The organism is Rhodococcus sp. IC4_135, from assembly GCF_011602025.1.
Taxonomy (GTDB): domain Bacteria; phylum Actinomycetota; class Actinomycetes; order Mycobacteriales; family Mycobacteriaceae; genus Rhodococcus_F; species Rhodococcus_F baikonurensis.
On sequence record NZ_JAAOLG010000009.1, the window covers coordinates 152703 to 171949 of the forward strand.

17 protein-coding genes and 1 riboswitch are annotated in these 19247 nt (G+C 63.1%); of the genes, 9 read left to right on the forward strand and 8 right to left on the reverse strand.

The genetic code is table 11. The features are described from left to right. Positions 1-2: 2 nt before the first annotated feature. Positions 3-683, reverse strand: a complete 681-nt coding sequence (locus tag G8767_RS18150; RefSeq protein WP_095969265.1) for a TetR/AcrR family transcriptional regulator C-terminal domain-containing protein — start codon at positions 681-683, stop codon at positions 3-5. 75 nt (positions 684-758) lie between these two features. Here G8767_RS18150 and G8767_RS18155 point away from each other — a divergent pair, with 75 nt between their 5' ends. The 3 genes from G8767_RS18155 (at position 759) to G8767_RS18165 (ending at position 7128) form a co-directional block, all read left to right on the forward strand. After that, positions 759-1922, forward strand: a complete 1164-nt coding sequence (locus G8767_RS18155) for an NAD(P)/FAD-dependent oxidoreductase (RefSeq protein ID WP_095968978.1) — start codon at positions 759-761, stop codon at positions 1920-1922. 7 nt (positions 1923-1929) lie between these two features. Then, positions 1930-2763, forward strand: a complete 834-nt coding sequence (locus tag G8767_RS18160; protein WP_166810976.1) for a DUF3626 domain-containing protein — start codon at positions 1930-1932, stop codon at positions 2761-2763. Between the two features lie 180 nt (positions 2764-2943). Beyond that, positions 2944-7128 carry a bifunctional nitrate reductase/sulfite reductase flavoprotein subunit alpha gene (locus G8767_RS18165; protein WP_095969266.1) on the forward strand — a complete coding sequence of 1395 codons (4185 nt, stop codon included), beginning with the start codon at positions 2944-2946 and terminating at the stop codon, positions 7126-7128. A 6-nt stretch (positions 7129-7134) separates the two neighbouring features. Here G8767_RS18165 and G8767_RS18170 read toward each other — a convergent pair whose 3' ends face one another. After that, complete coding sequence (locus G8767_RS18170; RefSeq protein ID WP_095968980.1) at positions 7135-7599, reverse strand: tRNA (cytidine(34)-2'-O)-methyltransferase; 465 nt, start codon at positions 7597-7599, stop codon at positions 7135-7137. 136 nt (positions 7600-7735) lie between these two features. On the opposite strand from G8767_RS18170, the gene G8767_RS18175 reads away from it, so the two are divergent. Both G8767_RS18175 and G8767_RS18180 read left to right on the forward strand, forming a co-directional pair. Continuing rightward, the gene (locus G8767_RS18175; RefSeq protein WP_166810978.1) at positions 7736-8416 is read left to right on the forward strand and encodes an excalibur calcium-binding domain-containing protein; all 681 of its coding nucleotides are present in this window, start codon (positions 7736-7738) and stop codon (positions 8414-8416) included. A 33-nt stretch (positions 8417-8449) separates the two neighbouring features. Continuing rightward, positions 8450-9070 carry a pentapeptide repeat-containing protein gene (locus G8767_RS18180; protein ID WP_095968982.1) on the forward strand — a complete coding sequence of 207 codons (621 nt, stop codon included), beginning with the start codon at positions 8450-8452 and terminating at the stop codon, positions 9068-9070. Between the two features lie 6 nt (positions 9071-9076). Here the strand turns inward: G8767_RS18180 and G8767_RS18185 are convergent, their stop codons facing one another. Together G8767_RS18185 and G8767_RS18190 are read right to left on the reverse strand one after the other, a co-directional pair. After that, positions 9077-9352, reverse strand: coding sequence for a DUF1905 domain-containing protein (locus G8767_RS18185; RefSeq protein WP_166810980.1), 276 nt, complete (start codon positions 9350-9352; stop codon positions 9077-9079). 32 nt (positions 9353-9384) lie between these two features. Beyond that, positions 9385-9897, reverse strand: coding sequence for a GNAT family protein (locus tag G8767_RS18190; protein WP_346843007.1), 513 nt, complete (start codon positions 9895-9897; stop codon positions 9385-9387). 31 nt (positions 9898-9928) lie between these two features. Between G8767_RS18190 and G8767_RS18195 the strand changes: the two genes are divergently transcribed. Continuing rightward, entirely contained in the window at positions 9929-10786 is an 858-nt protein-coding gene (locus G8767_RS18195; RefSeq protein WP_185564411.1) for a bifunctional methylenetetrahydrofolate dehydrogenase/methenyltetrahydrofolate cyclohydrolase, read from the forward strand. Positions 10787-10791: 5 nt separating this feature from the next. Further along, positions 10792-11076 (forward strand): DUF3017 domain-containing protein, encoded by a 285-nt coding sequence (locus tag G8767_RS18200; RefSeq protein ID WP_003940740.1) that lies wholly within the window; start codon positions 10792-10794, stop codon positions 11074-11076. 5 nt (positions 11077-11081) lie between these two features. Here the strand turns inward: G8767_RS18200 and G8767_RS18205 are convergent, their stop codons facing one another. From G8767_RS18205 to G8767_RS18220, 4 genes are all read right to left on the reverse strand, one after another. Then, on the reverse strand, positions 11082-11657 hold the full coding sequence (locus G8767_RS18205; protein ID WP_166810982.1) for a hypothetical protein: 576 nt from the start codon (positions 11655-11657) through the stop codon (positions 11082-11084). Further along, positions 11657-13486 (reverse strand): DEAD/DEAH box helicase, encoded by a 1830-nt coding sequence (locus G8767_RS18210; protein WP_346843008.1) that lies wholly within the window; start codon positions 13484-13486, stop codon positions 11657-11659. Before G8767_RS18210 ends, G8767_RS18205 begins: the two co-directional genes overlap by 1 nt. Before the next feature lie 118 nt (positions 13487-13604). Continuing rightward, a complete protein-coding gene (locus G8767_RS18215) occupies positions 13605-14741 on the reverse strand; it encodes a homoserine O-acetyltransferase (RefSeq protein WP_166810984.1) in 1137 nt (378 codons plus the stop codon). Continuing rightward, positions 14738-16063, reverse strand: coding sequence for a bifunctional o-acetylhomoserine/o-acetylserine sulfhydrylase (locus G8767_RS18220; RefSeq protein ID WP_166810986.1), 1326 nt, complete (start codon positions 16061-16063; stop codon positions 14738-14740). The genes G8767_RS18215 and G8767_RS18220 overlap by 4 nt, the downstream gene beginning before the upstream one ends. Before the next feature lie 143 nt (positions 16064-16206). After that, a riboswitch (SAM riboswitch) is annotated at positions 16207-16347 on the reverse strand. A gap of 305 nt (positions 16348-16652) precedes the next feature. Between G8767_RS18220 and G8767_RS18225 the strand changes: the two genes are divergently transcribed. Next, entirely contained in the window at positions 16653-17876 is a 1224-nt protein-coding gene (locus tag G8767_RS18225) for an NADP-dependent isocitrate dehydrogenase (protein WP_003940772.1), read from the forward strand. A 199-nt stretch (positions 17877-18075) separates the two neighbouring features. Further along, a complete protein-coding gene (locus G8767_RS18230) occupies positions 18076-19215 on the forward strand; it encodes an MFS transporter (RefSeq protein ID WP_095968990.1) in 1140 nt (379 codons plus the stop codon). Positions 19216-19247: the final 32 nt, after the last annotated feature.

The following is a 19247-nucleotide window of genomic DNA, read 5'->3' on the forward strand; positions in this document are numbered from 1 at the left end:
TGCTATCTGGCGGTGTCGATCCCCGCGAGGATGAGATTGATACCTGCCAAAAACTGCTCGCGGTCGTCGTGGTCGCGCAGTTGTGTCGACACCTGATTGAGGAACGGGTACTTCGCAGGGTCGAGTTCTTCCCATCGTGTGGCGACGGTCGAAAGGAAAGCGGATCGGTCTGTCTCGCGGGGGAGGAGGCGGGCGCCCGCGGCGTACTGGCCGGCGAGGCCGAGTACGTAATTCAGGAGTGCGGACGCGCAGTCGAACTGTGCCGATTCGGGAACGCCCAGCGCCTGGAGCTGTGTGCCGAGACTTTCGAAGATCTGCATCACTGCTGATTGCCACGGCTCGCGCGAGAGTTGGGTGCCGACCCACGGGTGAGCGTCGATCGCGTCGAACACACCGAGGGTGATGATCCGGATCGCCTCGCGTGGAGTTGCGCTTTCGGTTCCTTCGGTTGTCACGCGGGCGATGACGTCGTCGGTTGCCGCAGCGAGAAGGTCGCTCTTGTTGGCAACGTGCCAGTAGATTGCCCCGCTACCTGTTGCCAAGCGTGCGGAGAGAGCACGGAACGTCAGTGCGCCTTCGCCTTCTGAATCCAGGATCTCGATCGCGGTCTCGACTATCCGCTCCTTCGACAGCGCATCCGTGCGTCGTTCGGCCCGCTGATTTCTGGTCGCCATACGCACCATCTTGACATATCTGGAACGCCGTTCCAAGATGGTCACTGGAACGACGTTCCAATAGAAGCCTGAAAGGAAACAAACATGAGCAACTCGATAACGATCATCGGGGCGGGCCTCGGCGGTCTGACCCTCGCGCGCGTCCTCCACGTTCACGGAATTCCGTCGAAGATCTACGAGGCGGAACCGTCGGCAGAAGCTCGCACGCAGGGCGGCCAACTCGACATCCACGAACACAACGGTCAGGCGGCGCTCGATGCTGCCGGCCTCATCGACGAGTTCCGCGCGATCATCCACGAGGGCGGTGCCGCGTCGCGCGTACTCGATCAACACGCCGCTGTACTCCTCGACGAACCCGATGACGGCGCGGGAGTCCGTCCTGAAGTGCTGCGCGGAGACCTCCGACGGATCCTGCTCGAATCCCTTCCGGACGGCACGATCGAATGGGGACGCAAGGTCGACAGTGTCCGCTCGCTCGGCTCACGGAACACAGCCGACGAGTGCGCTGACGGCCTCCACGAGTTGACCTTCGTCGACGGTTCGACAGTGACTACCGATCTCCTCGTCGGTGCAGACGGTGCCTGGTCGAAGATCCGGCCGCTGCTCTCCGATGCGAAGCCCGAATACGTCGGCACCACGTTCGTCGAGACCTACCTCTACAACGTCGACGAGAAGCATTCGGCTGCAGCCGAAGCCGTCGGTGGCGGCGCGATGTACGCGCCCGCACCAGGAAAAGCGATCGCCGCGCATCGAGAGGCGGGGGACATCGTGCACACCTACGTTCAGCTGAATCGTCCGGCGGAGTGGTTTGCCGGTATCGATTTCACCGACGCTGCCGCTGCGACAGCGCGGGTCGCGGCCGAGTTCGACGGTTGGGCACCAGAACTCACTGCACTGATCACAGACGGCGAAACCGCTCCGATTCCGCGCGCGATCCATGCCCTTCCCGACGAGCACCGATGGGATCGCGTGCCTGGGGTCACGCTCCTCGGTGACGCGGCACATCTGATGGCTCCGTCCGGTGAGGGTGCGAACTTGGCCATGTTCGACGGCGCCGAACTGGGAAGGGCGATCGCCGCGCACCCGGACGACATCGAAGCGGCACTGAGCGGCTACGAGGAAGCGATGTTCGTGCGCAGTGCATCCGAGGCCGCTGACTCGCACGTGATCCTTGATCTCTGCCTCGGTGAAGGCGCACCGTATTCACTGGTCGACTTCTTCACCGGCGCTGCTTCCGTATCCGGATAATGGACGAATGCCTGTTGATTCCAATCCCTCGTCTGCCGCGATTGCGCACGTGCGCAGTCTCTCGAACGGTCACCAGGTGGATCGAAATCACCGGGTGACGTTGCACTTTCATCCAGACCTCCCATTTGAGCGTGGTCTGACTCTGGCCTCGATCGCACGTCAAGGCACCTACGTGACCCAGTTCGAGACTCGAACCAGCAACGGCGGACTGACGGCGCATCACGGCGGCGATCGTTGGCGTTGGGAGAGTCGGATATTCGGCGGGGCTTACGACGAGAGAGAGCCGTCGGAACGGCCGAAGTACGGATCGTTGAACTTTTCCGCCGATCCGTACGGGGCATCTCCTCGGTTCGGCTCGTCCTACTTCCGGCTTGCCGAGCACACACTCGACCGCACCACTTTCTGCTTTCCCGACAGTGTCTTCGAACCCGATCTCTTCGGAACGGCGGACGCGATGAGCCTGGTCGACGCCGCAAGAGCCGCCGAGTTCGACGATCCGCTCGACCACTACATCGAGGCGCACGTCCACGGCGCCGTCGACATCGGAACCGACGTCGAGGCACTCGTCCTGGACCCGAGCTACCGGGGCTCACGCATCGAAGAGATCGCCCACTCGCTCCCATGCCCGGTGCTGTGGCACGACGGTTACGCGGTCGACGTCGATGAGGTCGCCGAACATCCCGAATATCGGGGAGCGGCCGTCGTCGACCTCGCGCGAGAGATCGCAATCGACGGGCGACTGACGCCTGCCGTCCTGGGGTTCGCCCGGGGTGCGTCCTTCGATCCGCAGGGCGTCAAGAAGGTCTGGCACTACATCGCTCGATTCGGCGGCAGGGGCTAGAACTGGGCATTCGCGTGTCGCCACCCGTCGACGACCGCTGGTTCCGGGACCGCACATCGGTCAGAAGGGGACGGTGAGGAAAGAGTGATTGTTACGCAACATCGGGCATGAACTCCCGAAACAACTGCATCCGAAGATAGAAATCGACCTTGATCCTCGGTCGAAGGGATGCATGAATCGATGGGCGCTCAACTCACTACCACCAGTGTCGACACACTCTGCGCGTACTGCGGGGTCGGCTGTGGTCTCGTCCTCGACATCATCACCGATCCGGAGACGGGGCGTCGGAAGGCTGCGAAGTCTTCCGGTCTGAAGACACATCCCACCAACTTCGGGCGTCTGTGCACCAAAGGGACCACGACAGCAGACATGCTCGCAGGTCCGGGGCGTATGGAATCTGCATATCGCCGTCCACACCGAGGTGATGCGATCGAATCGGCGGACATCGGCGCCGTCATCACCGAAACCGCCCATCGCCTGCGTGGGATCATCGACGAGCACGGCCCCGACGCGTTTGCGTTGTACGTGTCCGGGCAGATGTCTCTCGAAGCCCAGTACTTGTCGAACAAACTGGCCAAGGGCTTTATCGGAACCAATCAGATCGAATCGAATTCCCGGTTGTGCATGGCGAGTGCAGGCACCGGCTACAAGCAGTCTCTAGGGGCCGACGGACCGCCCGGTTCCTATCAGGACTTCGAACACGCCGACGTGTTCTTCGTGACGGGCGCGAACATGGCGGACTGCCATCCGATCCTCTTTCTGCGGCTGCAGGAGCGGATCAAGGCAGGCGCGAAGTTGATCGTCGTCGATCCTCGACGCAGCGCCACCGCGGACAAGGCGAACTTGTTCCTGCAGATCGCTCCCGGCACAGATCTTGCGCTACTCAACGGGCTACTCCACCTGCTCGTCGTGAACGGCCACACCGATCCCGACTTCATCGCCGACTTCACCGAAGGCTGGGAGGTGATGCCCGGTTTCCTCGCGGAGTACACCCCGGAGAAGGTCAGTGAGATCACGGGTATCCCCGAAGCCGACATCCGCACTGCAGCGCAGTGGATCGGTGAGGCTGCCAACTGGATGAGCTGTTGGACTATGGGGTTGAACCAGAGCACCCACGGCACGTGGAACACCAATGCCATCTGCAACCTTCACCTTGCGACTGGAGCAATCTGCAAGCCCGGCAGCGGTCCGTTCTCGCTGACCGGGCAGCCGAACGCGATGGGCGGGCGTGAAATGGGCTACATGGGGCCAGGTTTGCCCGGCCAGCGTGCCGTGACGGTCGACGCCGATCGCGAATTCGTCGAGGAGCGTTGGGGGATCCCGGCGGGTTCTCTGCGCACCGACATCGGCGGCGGGACCATCGACCTGTTCTCCCGCATGGCGGCGGGGGAGATCAAGGCGTGCTGGATCATCTGCACCAATCCTGTTGCAACAGTAGCCAACCGCAAGACCGTCATCGACGGCTTGGAGAAGGCTGACCTCGTCATCACCCAGGATGCGTTCCTGGGCACCGAGACCAACGAATACGCCGATGTTCTGCTGCCCGCGTCACTGTGGACAGAGTCGGACGGAGTGATGATCAATTCCGAACGCAACCTGACGCTCTTTCAGCAGGCGCTGGATCCGGTCGGGCAGGCGCTGCCTGATTGGCAGATCATCGCCCGCATCGCCTGCGAGATGGGGTATGGGGAGGCGTTCACCTATACCTGCGCCGAAGAGGTGTTCGAGGAGATCAAGCAGTTCTGGAATCCGAAGACCGGCTACGACTTGCGCGGCGTCAGCTACGAGCGCCTCCGCAAGACGTCAATTCAGTGGCCATGCCCGCCCGACAGTGATCAGGACCGTCATCCCATCCGATACCTCAATGACGGTGTCAGTCAAAGGCTCCTGATCCGCGAGGACGGCAGCACTCCGCGGCTCGCATTCCCTACCGCCACTGGCCGGGCGATGTTCTTCGCACGGCCGCACATGCTTCCCGCCGAAATGCCCGACGACGACTACCCGTTCCTGCTCAACACCGGTCGTCTCGCGCACCAGTGGCACACCATGACCAAGACCGGCAAGGTGGCCAAGCTGAACAAACTCAACCCGGGGCCTTTCGTCGAGATCCATCCCGACGACGCCGCCAGGCTCGGCGTCGTCGACAAGGATGCGATCGAGGTTGCCTCACGCCGCGGCCGTGCTGTGCTCCCGGCGGTTGTCACCGACCGAGTGCGTCCGGGAAACTGCTTCGCACCGTTTCACTGGAACGACGCCTTCGGTGAGTACCTGTCCATCAACGCCGTCACCAACGACGCGATTGACCCTGCCTCGCAACAACCGGAGTTCAAAGCCTGTGCCGTCACTATGACGAAGGTCGCCGTGAACACACCCGAGACAGTGCTCGCCGAGTCGCCGCGGGAGGCTCCTGTGCCGGATGATCAGGTTTTGTCGCGAACCGATGTCCTGGCCGGGGTCATCGGTCAAACAGGAACACCTGCAGTGGTATTCGATGCGCTGCAACAGAGCTACCTGGCCGGCCTTCTCGCGGCGTTGCGTGCGGACGGTGATCGTACTGCCGGTGTGCCGACCTTGCCGTCGACTGCGCCGTTCGAGACCGAAAAGAGGATGTGGGTCGACGGCGTATTGGCCGGCCTGTACTCGCGGACCTTACTCCCAGACACGGATGGGCCTGCGTTGTCATCGAGTGCGGGCATTGCGCCGGAACGCGCGCCGATCGTGTTGCTCTGGGCATCGCAGACCGGAAACGCGGAGGAGTTTGCCGCAGCCTGCGCTGCTCGTCTCGGGGAAGTTGGCTTGCCCGTGGTGATGCACGCGATGGACGAGTTCCCGGCCGCCGACCTGGCAGTTACCAGAGAGGTCCTGCTGATCACCAGTACCTCCGGTGACGGCGAATCCCCGGACAACGGCAGTGGTTTCTGGGATGCATTGTCTGCTGACAGGGCGCCCCGCATGGCCGAGACACGTTATGCAGTCATCGCTTTCGGTGACTCGAACTATGCCGACTTCTGTGGACACGGACGAAAGCTCGACGCCCGCCTTGCCGAACTGGGCGCCAGTCGTATCGTCGATCGCGCCGACTGTGAGCCCGATTTCGAGGACACCGCTGCTGGATGGCTGGACGCGGTCACGGCTGAACTTCAGCGCTCGGAGGCTGGCGCGACGACCGACGTCCTCGTTGCAAAGAACAATTCTGGGACAACCGTTGCGGCCGTGCCGATTTCACCGGCGATGTCGGCGCCGCTGCAATACAACAAGAAGGCGCCGTTGGCCACAGCCTTGACGCGCAATATCGTGCTCAACCGGCCAGGCTCTTCCAAAGATGTGCGGCAGTTGGGCTTTCACCTTCCGGACGACACTGTCAGTTACGAAGCCGGCGACGCTCTCGGAGTCTGGCCGCGGAACAGTTCCCCGTTCGTCGACGAGTGGCTCACCCTTACCGGCCTCGACGGTGAGGAGACCGTCGACTTGCGGCAGCACGGTTCCATGACTTTGCGTACCGCGCTCACCGAGCGCTTGGAGATCACTCGAATCTCGAGCGACATGATTCGGTTCGTGCATCAACGAACCCGCGATTCGGACCTGGCCGAGTTGTTGAAGCCGGAGAACGTCTCCACGCTCAAAGACTGGTCGTGGGGACGACAGTCCGTCGACATTCTCGCGCAGTCGCCCGTTCGTGCCTCGACGGACGAATGGCTCTCGCTACTCAAACCGCTTCAGCCGCGGCTGTATTCGATCTCTTCCAGTCCGAAGGAGAACCCACGCGAAGTGCAGTTGACGGTGTCCGCGGTGCGATACAACATTGCGGGTGTCCCACGGCGTGGGGTGTGCTCGACTTACCTCGCCGACCACGCCCACGATGACGACATCGGTATCTACGTGCAGAAGTCGACCCATTTCCGGCCACCTTCCGATCCCGAGACCCCGATGATCATGGTCGGACCGGGGACCGGCATCGCGCCGTTCCGTGCCTTCCTGCATGAGCGGCGGGCATTGGGGCACACGGGTCCGAACTGGCTGTTCTTCGGGGAACAGCACGCCGCTACCGACTTCTACTACCGCGAAGAAATCGAAGAATTGCGGAAAGACGGATTCCTCACCGAACTCGACCTCGCATTTTCCCGGGATCAAGCCGACAAGGTCTACGTGCAGGACCGGATGCGTGAGCGGGGTGCGCTGCTGTGGGAGTGGTTGCAGAAGGGCGCCCACTTCTACGTCTGCGGCGATGCCAACCGGATGGCCAAGGACGTCGACAGTGCCCTGAACGGGGTGGTTGCTCAACACGGAAAACTGGCCCCTCGTAGTGCCGAGGCGTACGTGAAGGCGCTTTCGGCGGAGAAGCGCTACGTCCGGGACGTCTACTGACGTCGGTCAGACTGCGCCCTTGAACCCGTGCTGGCGCCAGGCCTCGTACGTCACGAGGGCGGCAGCGTTGGAGAGGTTGAGGGACCGGCGTCCGGGAAGCATCGGGATACGCAGGCGCTCGGTGACGTGTTCGTCCGCCAGTACTTCTTCGGATAGTCCGGTGGGTTCGGGCCCGAACAGCAGGACGTCGCCGGGTTGGTAGGCGATGTCGGCATACGACGTGGTCGCGTGCGCGGTGAAGGCGAACACGCGAGCGGGAGTGACGGCGTCCCAGGCAGCGGCCAGGTTCTCGTGGACCGTGACAGTAGCCAGATCGTGGTAATCCAAGCCTGCGCGCTTGAGCTTCGGCTCCGACAGGTCGAACCCGAGAGGGCCGACCAGGTGCAGTTCGCAACCGGTGCCCGCGACCATGCGGATCGCGTTTCCGGTGTTGGGTGGGATGCGGGGCTCGTGGAACATCACTCGGAACACTCGAGGAACTGTACCGGGCGGCTCAGCGGTGCCCGCGTTCGTGAGAAGGGCAGGCGAGGAGTGTGGGCGAATTGGTAACAAACCGGCCAGTTCGTGCGAATCTATTTCCGGCACTCTTCGCAGAACGGACATTTTGATGAACCCTCCCGCCGGTTGGAACCCCGACCCCTTCGACCCCACGATCGACCGTTACTGGGACGGTCAGCAGTGGACCGCGCAGACACGGCCCAAGGGCGTCGACGCACCCACTCAGGCTTTCGGCACTCCCACTCAGGTCTTCGGTGCACCCGGATCGGCGGTGCCGGACACAAACGCCGAGGAAGGCAAGACGCGGCGTAAGTGGCCGTGGATCGCCGGCGCAGCAGTCGTGGGGCTCGTTGCCATAGCCGCGGCAACGGGAGCGGGCAAGTCGGAAGAATCGACGACACCCGCCGCGACCTCTTCGACGACAGCTGCCGCGACGACGACCAAAACCACTGTCCCGTCTACGACGAAGACCACGACTTCGTCCCTCTTGCCGACGACGACAACGATCGTGCCGCCACCGACGACAACCACCGTCGCAATAGTGCCGCTGGTTCCGCAGGTCCCGGAGACCACGACTACGCCGTACGTTCCGCCCGCCCCGGCGTACACCCCGCCGAAAACAACGGAACCCGCCTACGTTCCTCCGCCGGCCAAGGTGCCTGATGCAGGGGTGTATTACGCCAACTGCGCAGCGGTGCGAGCGGCCGGTGCGGCCCCGATCTACCGCGGCGATCCCGGCTATTCGTCCAAGCTTGATCGTGACGGTGACGGCGTGGCCTGCGAGACCTAGGCGGTCGAACCGGTGTCGGTGCGGCGGGGCAGTATGGACGTCATGCTCCCCGAAGAATCCGACGACGTCGTCGGCGAAGACTATTCAGACGCGCGGCTGGCCGGGCAGAAGTGGCGTCAGCGCACTTTCACCAACTGCAATTTCCGAGACGCCGACCTCACCGGACTCACGACGGAGTCGGTGGTGTTCACGGACTGTGATTTCACCGGCACCGATCTGGGGGAGTCCGTGCACACGGGAACTGCATTTCGCTCCTGCAATTTTGCTCGGACCAGCCTGTGGCACAGCACGTTCCGAAACTGCAGTCTGCTCGGTTCGACGTTCGACGGTTGCCGTATCCGGCCGTTGACGCTCGACGAAGTCGACTTCTCGTTGACCTCACTGGGCGGGGCGGACTTGAGGAAGATCGACTTCACCTCGTGCCGCTTCCGTGAAGCGAACTTGGTTCGGGCCGACATGCGGGGCGCGGTTCTGGCGTCGGCGGATCTGTCCGGTGCTCGCACGGGTGGACTCAAACTCGAAGGTGCAGACCTGCGCGGTGCGCGGATCGACCCGAGTCTGTGGACGTCCGCGTCTGTCGGCAACGCGCAGATCGAGTTGATGCAGGCTGTGGCTTATGCGTCGGCGCACGGTCTTGTCGTCGACATGAAGTAGTGGCGCCTAGCTCTGCACGCGCTCCTCGAGGTGCACGGTCACCAGTTCGCCCGCGTCCTTGCCGATGGCCTTGCGGAGATCGGCTTTGACCGGCAGCTTGTGGTTGCCGTCTCCCAAGGCCATGAACGAACTCTGGAACGGATGTCCGTCGATCGTCCCGCGAACCTTGACCAGGCCGCGGGTGCCGAAGAACTCGGCGGACTCCGGCCAGATGACGTAGGTCCACCCACCCTTGGCGTCACTCTTCTGCAAGGTGGCCGTGAATTCCTTGTCCAGCAACATGATGTCTGTCCTCTCGGGCCGGGGCCTGTCGATCAGCGGATGAATTCCCGTGCGAGCAGATCCATCAGCAGTCCGTCCTTCCACTTACCGTGGCGATCTCGCGAATACTCGCGCATCACCCCGACGTCCTTGAAGCCCACTGATCGGTAGCAAGCGATGGCGGCGGAGTTGTCGACTTCCGGGTCGATGACAAGACGGTGAAATGCGAGGTCGTCGATCAGATGGGCACACAGCACCCGTATCGATTCGCGACCGAACCCTTTGCTGTGAAAGTCGGGATCGAGGAACAAGTCGAGACCGGCGTGGCGGAAGTCGGGGTTGTCTTCCGCTTCGTACCACTGGATGAACCCGATCAAGTGGTCGCCGTAGAAGATGCTGTAGCGCGTGGTGCCGGCCTCCGGCGACGCAGGCCAGTCGTCGTCGGGATTCTGCCACCACTGCACGACGTCCGGGTGCAGGTGAATTGCCCGCAGACGGGCGTGATGGTCGGGCGCGACGGGGGAGAGGAGCACCCTCGGGCCGCGTAGTTCCGGAGCCGTTGTCACTCATCGACCCTAACCTGGAACAATGGTCGCCGTGACTGCAACGATCCTCGACGGCAAAGCTACCCGCGACGAAATCTTCGAAGACCTGAAGGTGCGGGTGAGCGCTCTGAAGGCAGAGGGCATCACACCCGGCTTGGGCACCATCCTGGTGGGCGACGACCCCGGATCCGCGGCTTACGTGCGCGGCAAGCACAACGACTGCGCCAAGGTCGGTATCAATTCCTTGCGACGCGACCTGCCTGCCGACATCACACAGGAACAGCTCAATGCGACGATCGACGAGCTCAATGCCAATCCCGAGTGCACAGGCTACATCGTGCAGTTGCCGCTCCCCAAGCACCTCGACGAGAACGCGGCCCTCGAGCGTATCGACCCCGACAAGGATGCCGACGGCTTGCATCCGGTCAACCTCGGTCGACTGGTGTTGGGCAAGGAAGCCCCGCTGCCGTGCACCCCACGTGGAATCCTCCACCTTCTGCGTCGCTACGAGGTCCCGATTGCCGGTGCACACGTGGTGGTTGTCGGACGCGGCGTCACGGTCGGTCGTCCGATCGGATTGCTGCTGACGCGTCGTAGCGAGAACGCGACGGTCACGCTCTGCCACACCGGTACCCGCGATCTCGCGGCCGAGGTTCGCCGCGCCGACATCATCGTCGCTGCCGCCGGCGTTCCCGGCCTCATCACCGCGGACATGGTCAAGCCCGGAGCAGCGGTCCTCGACGTCGGCGTCAGCCGCACCGACGACGGCCTGCGCGGCGACGTCGCAGCCGACGTGAACGAGGTCGCCGGATTCGTCTCACCCAATCCCGGTGGTGTCGGACCGCTGACCCGCGCGTTCCTGATCACCAACGTGGTCGAGCGCGCCGAGCGGGTTCTGGCCGGAGCCTGAGTCCGATGTCCTCACTGGTCGGCCTCGCGAAGAAGAATCTGCCCATGCTCGCGGTCCTCGCCGTGATCGCGGCAGCCGTTGTTCTCGTGCTGGCCGACCGGTGGCGTCGCGGCGCCCTCGTATTCGGTGTTGCCGTCATCATCGGTGCTGCTGCTCGGTGGTTCGTTCCCGAGAATCGTGTGGGGCTGCTCGCGGTGCGTGGAAGGGTCTTCGACACCGCGGCGATGGGCGTCATGGGTGTGTTGATCGCGACGCTCGCCCTGACCATCGATCCGCTCGGCACCGACTGAGAAGATCAGTCCCCGTAAAACGAGCGAATGTCGATATCACTCAGAGGGATCCACTCCGGCGGATGTGTGGATGTCGACTTCTTTCCAGCCTTGACCGGTGCACTTCGCAACGTCACCGCGAGTGCAGGTTCCTCGTCGATTCGCCCGGCCAGGGCGTAGATCGCGGCGAGATGGTGAACGCACGGCGAGCGTCGACCTGAGCAGTCGCAGTTGGCTGTGCACTCCGAAAGATCAACGGCGACTGCGATATTTCGAGCCTGCAGTTCGGTGACGATGCTGTCCGGCAGCTCGCCGGTCGAGACGGATCTGTTGGCCTTTCCAGCCGAGCGGAGAAGGTTCTTCACTGCAGCGATCTCGGATTTGGTCCAGAGCGGGACACCGATCGTCACCGACGAGGTTTTTGCTTTGGTGCTCACCTCGGCTACGACGGTCCCCGACGAGGCGACAGTGAACTCCACGGAACCGTTGCGTGCCAGGGTACGAGCTGTCGGCAGGGACGGGTTCGGACCGGACGCCGCTGTCCGCTCCACCGTCCGCAACCACGCTCGACCCCAAGCGGTGACGCCGAATTCGTTGGCCATCAGATGATCACCGCGCCGTCCAGTTCGAGAAGTTCACGCAGTTCGGTGTCGGGGAGATCGGCCAACGCGGCCTCGACGTTCCCGGAAACAGCATCGGCCACAGCTCGTTTGGACTCGTGCATCGCTGCGATGTGGTCCTCCACGGTTCCGCCGGTCACCAAGGTGTGGACGTTGACGGTGCGCTTCTGGCCGATGCGGTGTGCCCGGTCGGTTGCCTGATCTTCGACGGCCGGATTCCACCACCGGTCGTAATGCACGACGTGACTCGCACGCGTGAGGTTGAGGCCGAAGCCGGCGGCTCGCAGGCTCAGAATCAGAACCGGCGGGGAATCCGCGTCGTTCTGGAAGGCGTCGACCATCGCGTCTCGCTTGTCGGTGTTCAGGCCGCCATGGAGGAAGGGGATTGCGCCGATTCCCAACTCGGATCCCAGATGCCGCGAGAGCATCTCGCCCATGGTCCGGTACTGCGTGAATATCAGCGCGCGATCGCCGTCATCGACGATCTCGGCGATCATTTCCGTTGCGCGGTCGAGCTTTCCGGATCTTCCGTAGAGGTCGTCCGTATCGCCGGTGACCTGCGCCGGGTGATTGCATACCTGCTTGAGGGTGCTCAGAAGCGCAAGGATGTTGCCGCGCCGGGCAATTCCCGTACCCAAACCGGTGTCGAAGGCATCTGCTACAGCAGACCGATAGATGTGCGCTTGTTCCGACGTCAGAGTGCACGAGACGGTGGAGAATTGCTTGGGCGGAAGATCCTTGGCCACTGTGTCTTTGGTTCTGCGCAGAATGAAAGGATCGATGACCGCAGCAAGCCTGGTCGCCGCGGTGGGGGATCGACCGGATTCGATCGGTACGGCAAACCGTTGGCGAAAACGTGCGCGAGTTCCGAGGACTTCGGGATTGGCGACGCGAAAGAGCGACCACAATTCTTCGAGGCGGTTCTCCACCGGCGTGCCCGTCATCGCCACCTTGACGTCGGCCGACAACTGCATTGCTGCTTTCGCTGCCAGGGAAGAGGGGTTCTTGATCTGTTGTGCCTCGTCGAAGACCACTGAACTCCACTGGATCGGGGCCAATTGTGCTGCGTCGGAACGCAAGACGCTGTAGCTGGTCAGAACCGTGGTGCCGGCAGGGACACGAGTGGGAAGTGTGCGAGCAGTCCCGTGATGAACGTGTAGTGGCAGATGCGGAGCGAATCGCTCGATCTCGCGGCGCCAGTTTCCTATCACCGAGGTGGGACACACGACCAGATGCGGACCGTCGTCCGCGTGGATCGCGATCATCGAAATCGCTTGCAGTGTCTTGCCCAAACCCATCTCGTCGGCGAGAATTCCACCGCCCGAACCCGACAATGCAGTCAACCAGGCAACTCCGTGCACTTGATACGGGCGCAATGTCGCCTGAATCTGTGCTCGGCGAAGACTCTCGATGGCTACGCGCGCTTGCGTGAACAATTCCACCGTGGACCGGGCGCTTCTGATTTTCGTGTCGTCGCGGTCGATCGCTGCATGCGCTGCGGTCGGAATGTCATGTGCGCCGGTGTCGACGACGCGCTTCCATGCGAGCAACGACGGTCCGAGGTCGTCGCGACGTGCATCGAGGGTGTGCAGGGCGTCGACCGCGGTGGCGAGGTCGAGCAGTTGCGCTTCGACGTCGGTTGCTGCGATCGACTCGTCGACCGGGATCGCGAGGCGGCAGATGCCCGGCGACCCGGTCGGCATCCCCAGCGCCGCCAGTCGCGCTTCCGGGTCTGCATCACCCCAGAACGCGAAGGACATGTGCTCGGGAATGTACGTAGCCTGCAGGCGCGTCGAGCATGGCTGATTCACGTTCGCCGATGTTAGCCGCGCCAGCTCAGGCACGCCAATGAAAATGTCGGGAAAACCTGCAGATCAGCTGTGGTTTTCCCGACATTGACGGATCCTGAAAATGTGGCTCTGTGCCGGATCAGCGGGCCGTGCGTGCGAACTCCATCGTTCGGCGCAGCAGTCCGGCGACAGCGTCCGCCTCCGTCAGGAAGCCGTCGTGGCCGTCCTTGGACTTGAGGATCTCGAGGCCGGAGCACGTGGAAATGCCGTCGGCGATCTCCTCCTGCAAACGAAGGGGATACAGCCGATCCGAGTCCACGCCGCCCACGACGACCGGCGCTGTGATCGATGCCAACGCCGCCGCAACGCCGCCGCGTCCACGACCGATGTCGTGCCGGTTCATGGCCTCGGTCAGGAGGACGTACGTGCTCGGGTCGAAGCGGTCGACGAGCTTGTCTGCCTGATGTTCCAGGTAACTCTGGACGGCGTATCGTCCACCGTTCCAAGGGTTTTCGTCGTTCTGAGCGGAGTTCTCGAAGCGCGCGTCCAGTTCGGACTCGGTGCGGTACGTCAGGTGCGCGATGCGACGGGCGATGCCGAGTCCGGCGCGAGGTACCCGCCCCGTTCCGTGGTAGTCACCGCCCTGCCAGTCCGGGTCGGACACGATGGCAGCGATCTGCGTCGTCTGGGTGCCGATCTGATCCGCAGTGGCCCGTGAACCGGTTGCGAGCACCAACGCGGAGCGAATGCTGTCCGGGTAGGTTACTGCCCATTCGAGCGTGCGCATGCCGCCCATGGATCCGCCGACTACCGAGGCCAACTGGTCGATCCCGAGAAGATCGACGAGCTTCTTCTCCGCTGCGATCTGATCCCGGATGGAAATCTCCGGGAACCTGCTGCCCCACGGCTTGCCGTCGTCGGCCAGCGAACTGGGACCGGTCGTGCCGCGACAACCACCGAGGACATTGGTTGCGATGACGCACCATTCGCCCGTGTCGATCGGTTCGCCGGCGCCGACCATTCCGTTCCACCAGCCGGGGGAGGGCTGATTTGCGGAGATCGGTCCGGTGACGTGTGAGTCTCCGGTCAGTGCGTGCTCGACGAGTACGACGTTGTCGCGGTTCGGGGACAGCTCACCCCACCGCTGAACGGCGAGCGAAACCGATGGGAGTACCGCGCCGCTCTCGAGTTCCAAGGCACCGATGTCGACGAACCCCACCCGGCCGTCGGGCGGGGGGAGGAGGTCGATCCTGGGCTCCAATTCGTTCACGGTCACGAGTTTGCCACCGCAGCCAGGCCGACGGTGAGATCGGCGAGGATGTCGTCGATTCCTTCGATGCCGACCGCGAGGCGGACGAGCCCGGGTGTGACACCGGAGGCTAGCTGCTCTTCGGGGGTGAGCTGCGAATGCGTCGTCGAGGCGGGGTGGATGACGAGTGAGCGAACGTCACCGATGTTGGCGACGTGGCTGTGCAGCGTCAGGGCGTTGACGAACGTCTTGCCCGCATCGATACCGCCGGGCAGTTCGAAGGTGACGATGGCGCCGGTTCCCTTGGGCGTCAGCTGCTTTCCGCGTTCGAACCATGGTGAGGAGGTGAGTCCCGCGTAGGAAACGGAGGCCACCTCGCCGTGACCGTCGAGGAATTCGGCGACCTTCTGTGCATTGGACACGTGACGCTCGATGCGCAGGCTCAAGGTTTCGATGCCCTGCGCGATGAGGAACGCGTTGAAGGGCGCCACGGCGGAGCCGAGATCGCGCAGCAGCTGGACGCGCGCCTTGAGTGCAAATGCCGGCGCGCCGAGGTCTGCGAAGGTGACGCCGTGGTAGCTGGGATCAGGCGTCGTGAAGTTCGTGTGGCGACCCTGCGTCCAGTCGAAGGTGCCACCGTCGACGATGACGCCGGCGATCGCTGTGCCGTGTCCGCCAAGGTATTTGGTGGCGGAGTGAACGACGATATCGGCGCCGTGCTCGAGTGGGCGGAGCAGGTACGGCGTCGCAACGGTGTTGTCCACGATCAACGGGAGACCGTTCTCGTGGGCCAACGACGAGATTCCTGGGAGATCGAGGATGTGGTTCTTGGGATTGGCGATCGTCTCGCCGTAGAAGGCCTTCGTGTTCGGGCGAATGGCGTCGCGCCACTGCTCGAGATCGTCGGGATCCTCGACGAACGTGACTTCGATGCCCAGCTTGCGAAGCGTGTAATGCAGGAGGTTGTACGTGCCGCCGTACAGGTACGGGCTGGAGACGATGTGGTCGCCGGCCTCGGCAATGTTGAGGATCGCGATGGTCTCGGCAGCCTGACCCGAGGACAGCAGGAGTGCGGCGACTCCGCCTTCGAGGGCGGCGATGCGCTGCTCGACGGCGTCCTGTGTGGGATTCATGATCCGCGTGTAGATGTTGCCGGGCTCGGCGAGGCCGAACAATGCCGCAGCGTGATCAGTGCTGTCGAAGACGTAGCTGGTGGTCTGGTAGATCGGCAGAGCGCGCGCATTGGTGGCGGTGTCCGCTGTTTGCCCGGCGTGCACCTGCTTTGTCTCGAACGACCAGTTGGCGGTCGGATCAGAAGTTGCTGCGGCGTCGGCTGTGTTGTCGGTCATGATTTGTTCACTCCAGTGGTCTGACGGATAGATGTCGGACGGGGGCGAAGGATCGCCGCCCCGTGCTGGGGTCTATCTACAAGTGCGACACATACTGAGTTACCTCCGTGGGGCTCGGCCCGGTCTGGGGTCCGTCCCTGTCGGACCCGCGCTTGTCACCCGAATTGCGGTGGAACTGCGTGAGCAGATCCACGTCGGGAAACCTGGTCATCACCCGGGGCACCCCACCGCGGTTGGAGGGTTGCCGTCCAGCGAGCCGGGGCTTGACGCTGGCACTCATGACCAAGTCGGATTCTACCGGGAAGTGAGCGCAGTCCTGACACGGGGCGAAATGTGAGCCGCGACCGCACGCGAGACAGAGCGACGCAGCCCACTAGCAGGCAAAAGTTACTCGCGAGTAGAGACCGGTGGGTGGACCTGCCGGTTGCAGCCTCACGGGTTAGCAGTACGCTTGTCTTGTTTGGGACTCATCTCCCGAGATCAGTCCACACCGTCTAGGTTTGATAATCGAACCGTTCGCGGACCCACTCACAAAGTGTGACCGCAACCGTGTAACCAGGGAAACTTCCTAGGAGGACGCGAAGCACCCATGTCCAAAATCAAGGTTGAGGGCACCGTCGTCGAACTCGACGGCGATGAGATGACGCGCATTATCTGGCAGTTCATCAAAGACAAGTTGATCCATCCGTATCTCGATGTGAACCTCGAGTACTACGACCTCGGTATCGAGTACCGCGACGAGACCGACGACCAGGTCACCATCGACGCAGCGCACGCGATCCAGAAGCACGGCGTCGGCGTCAAATGCGCCACGATCACGCCGGACGAGGCACGTGTCGAGGAATTCGGTCTCAAGAAGATGTGGCGTTCCCCGAACGGAACGATCCGCAACATTCTCGGCGGCACGATCTTCCGCGCACCGATCATCATTTCCAACGTTCCGCGACTCGTTCCGGGCTGGACCAAGCCGATCATCATCGGCCGTCACGCATTCGGCGACCAGTACCGCGCCACAGACTTCAAGGTCCCCGGCCCCGGCAAGGTGATGATCACCTACACGCCTGAGGACGGCAGCGCACCGATCGAGCACGAACTGGTCAACTTCCCCGAAGAGGGCGGCGTCGTCCAGGGGCAGTACAACTTCACCACGTCCATCCGTGACTTCGCTCGCGCGTCGCTCACCTACGGACTGCAGCAGAACTACCCGGTGTACCTGTCCACCAAGAACACCATTCTCAAGGCGTACGACGGTGCCTTCAAGGACATCTTCCAGCACGTCTACGAGACCGAGTTCAAGGCTGAGTTCGATGCCGCAGGTCTGACCTACGAGCACCGCCTCATCGACGACATGGTCGCTTCCGCACTCAAGTGGGAGGGCGGCTACGTCTGGGCATGCAAGAACTACGACGGCGACGTCCAGTCCGACACCGTGGCCCAGGGCTTCGGCTCGCTCGGCCTCATGACGTCGGTTCTGCTGACACCGGACGGAAAGACCTGTGAGGCAGAGGCTGCTCACGGCACCGTGACGCGTCACTACCGTCAGCACCAGCAGGGCAAGCCCACCTCGACCAACCCGATCGCGTCCATCTTCGCGTGGACCCGCGGGCTCGAGCATCGTGGCAAGCTCGACAGCACCCCTGAGGTCATCGGCTTCGCGCAGGCGCTCGAAGACGTTGTCATCAAGACCGTCGAAAGCGGCCAGATGACCAAGGACCTCTCGATGCTGGTCGGCGGCGATCAGGGCTACCTGACCACCGAGGAGTTCCTCGGCGCACTCGACGTGAACCTGCAGAAGGCCATGGCCGCGAAGTAGATTCACCGCTTCACCTTTCAGATGGGACGTCCGGGAAACCGGGCGTCCCATTTGTGTTCGTGGTCTCACGTGAGTGAACTCACCCGCTCTCACTTGGAAGTTCAACCAGATGTGAGACCACAATTGATCAGTGACTTCGTCTACCCTCTCCCGTTCTGACACCTCGACTCCCGGGGTTCGTTCCACCAGAGGTCCGGCGATGCTCGCTCTCGCCCTCGGCGGTTTCGGTATCGGCACCACCGAGTTCGTCGCCATGGGATTGCTCCCGGAAATGGCATCCGGGCTCGGCGTCTCGGAACCCGTCGCGGGCCACGTGATCTCCGCATACGCGCTCGGCGTTGTCGTCGGCGCTCCGCTGATCGCTGCACTCACCGCACGAGTACCGCGCCGCACGCTGTTGATCGCACTCATGGTCGCTTTCACCGTCGGCAATGCCGCTTCGGTTTTCGCGCCCTCCTACACGACGCTGATGATGGCTCGCTTCGTCGCCGGATTGCCGCACGGCGCCTACTTCGGAGTCGCCGCACTGGTCGCAGCTCACCTGGCCGAACCAGGAAAACGCGCGAAGGCCGTGGCCATGGTGATGATGGGCCTTTCCGTGGCCAACGTGATCGGGGTGCCGGTCGCGGCCTGGATCGGCCAGGCACTCGGCTGGCGCAGCGCCTTCGCCTTGGTCGCCGTAATCGGGGTGGCAACGGTTGCTTCGCTGTTCGTCTGGATACCGCGTTTGGACGGTATGCCGGTGACGAATCCGATCACCGAACTCGGAGCGCTTGGCCGCGTTCAGGTGTGGATGACCTTGATCGTGGGCATGGTCGGATTCGGCGGCATGTTTGCCGTTTACACCTACATCAGTACGACTCTCACCGACGTGTCCGGGCTCGGCGCTTCGTTCATTCCCCTCGCACTCATGCTGTACGGACTGGGCATGGTGGCCGGGAACTTCGTCGGCGGATACCTCGCGGATCGCGCACTGATGAAGGGCTTGTTCCTGTCGATGGGATCCCTCGTGGTGATTCTCGCGGTCTTCGTGATCGCCGTGCGCAATCCGTACACGGCGCTTGTCTTCGTCTTCCTCATCGGGCTCGCCGGGTCCTCGATGGTTCCCGGCCTCCAGACACGGTTGATGGATGTCGCCGAGGACGCTCAGACCTTGGCTGCCTCTCTCAATCACGCCGCGCTGAACATCGCCAATGCCTTCGGAGCGTGGATCGGCGGCGTCGTCATCGCGGCCGGTTACGGGTACACCGCGCCGGCGGCAGTTGGGTCGTTGCTGGCCGTCGCAGGTCTCGTCGTGCTGGCGGTTGCGGTGATTCTGCAGCGTAGGGCCGTGCGCTGACCTGGGAGCCCATCCGCGTCGGTGGAATCGGC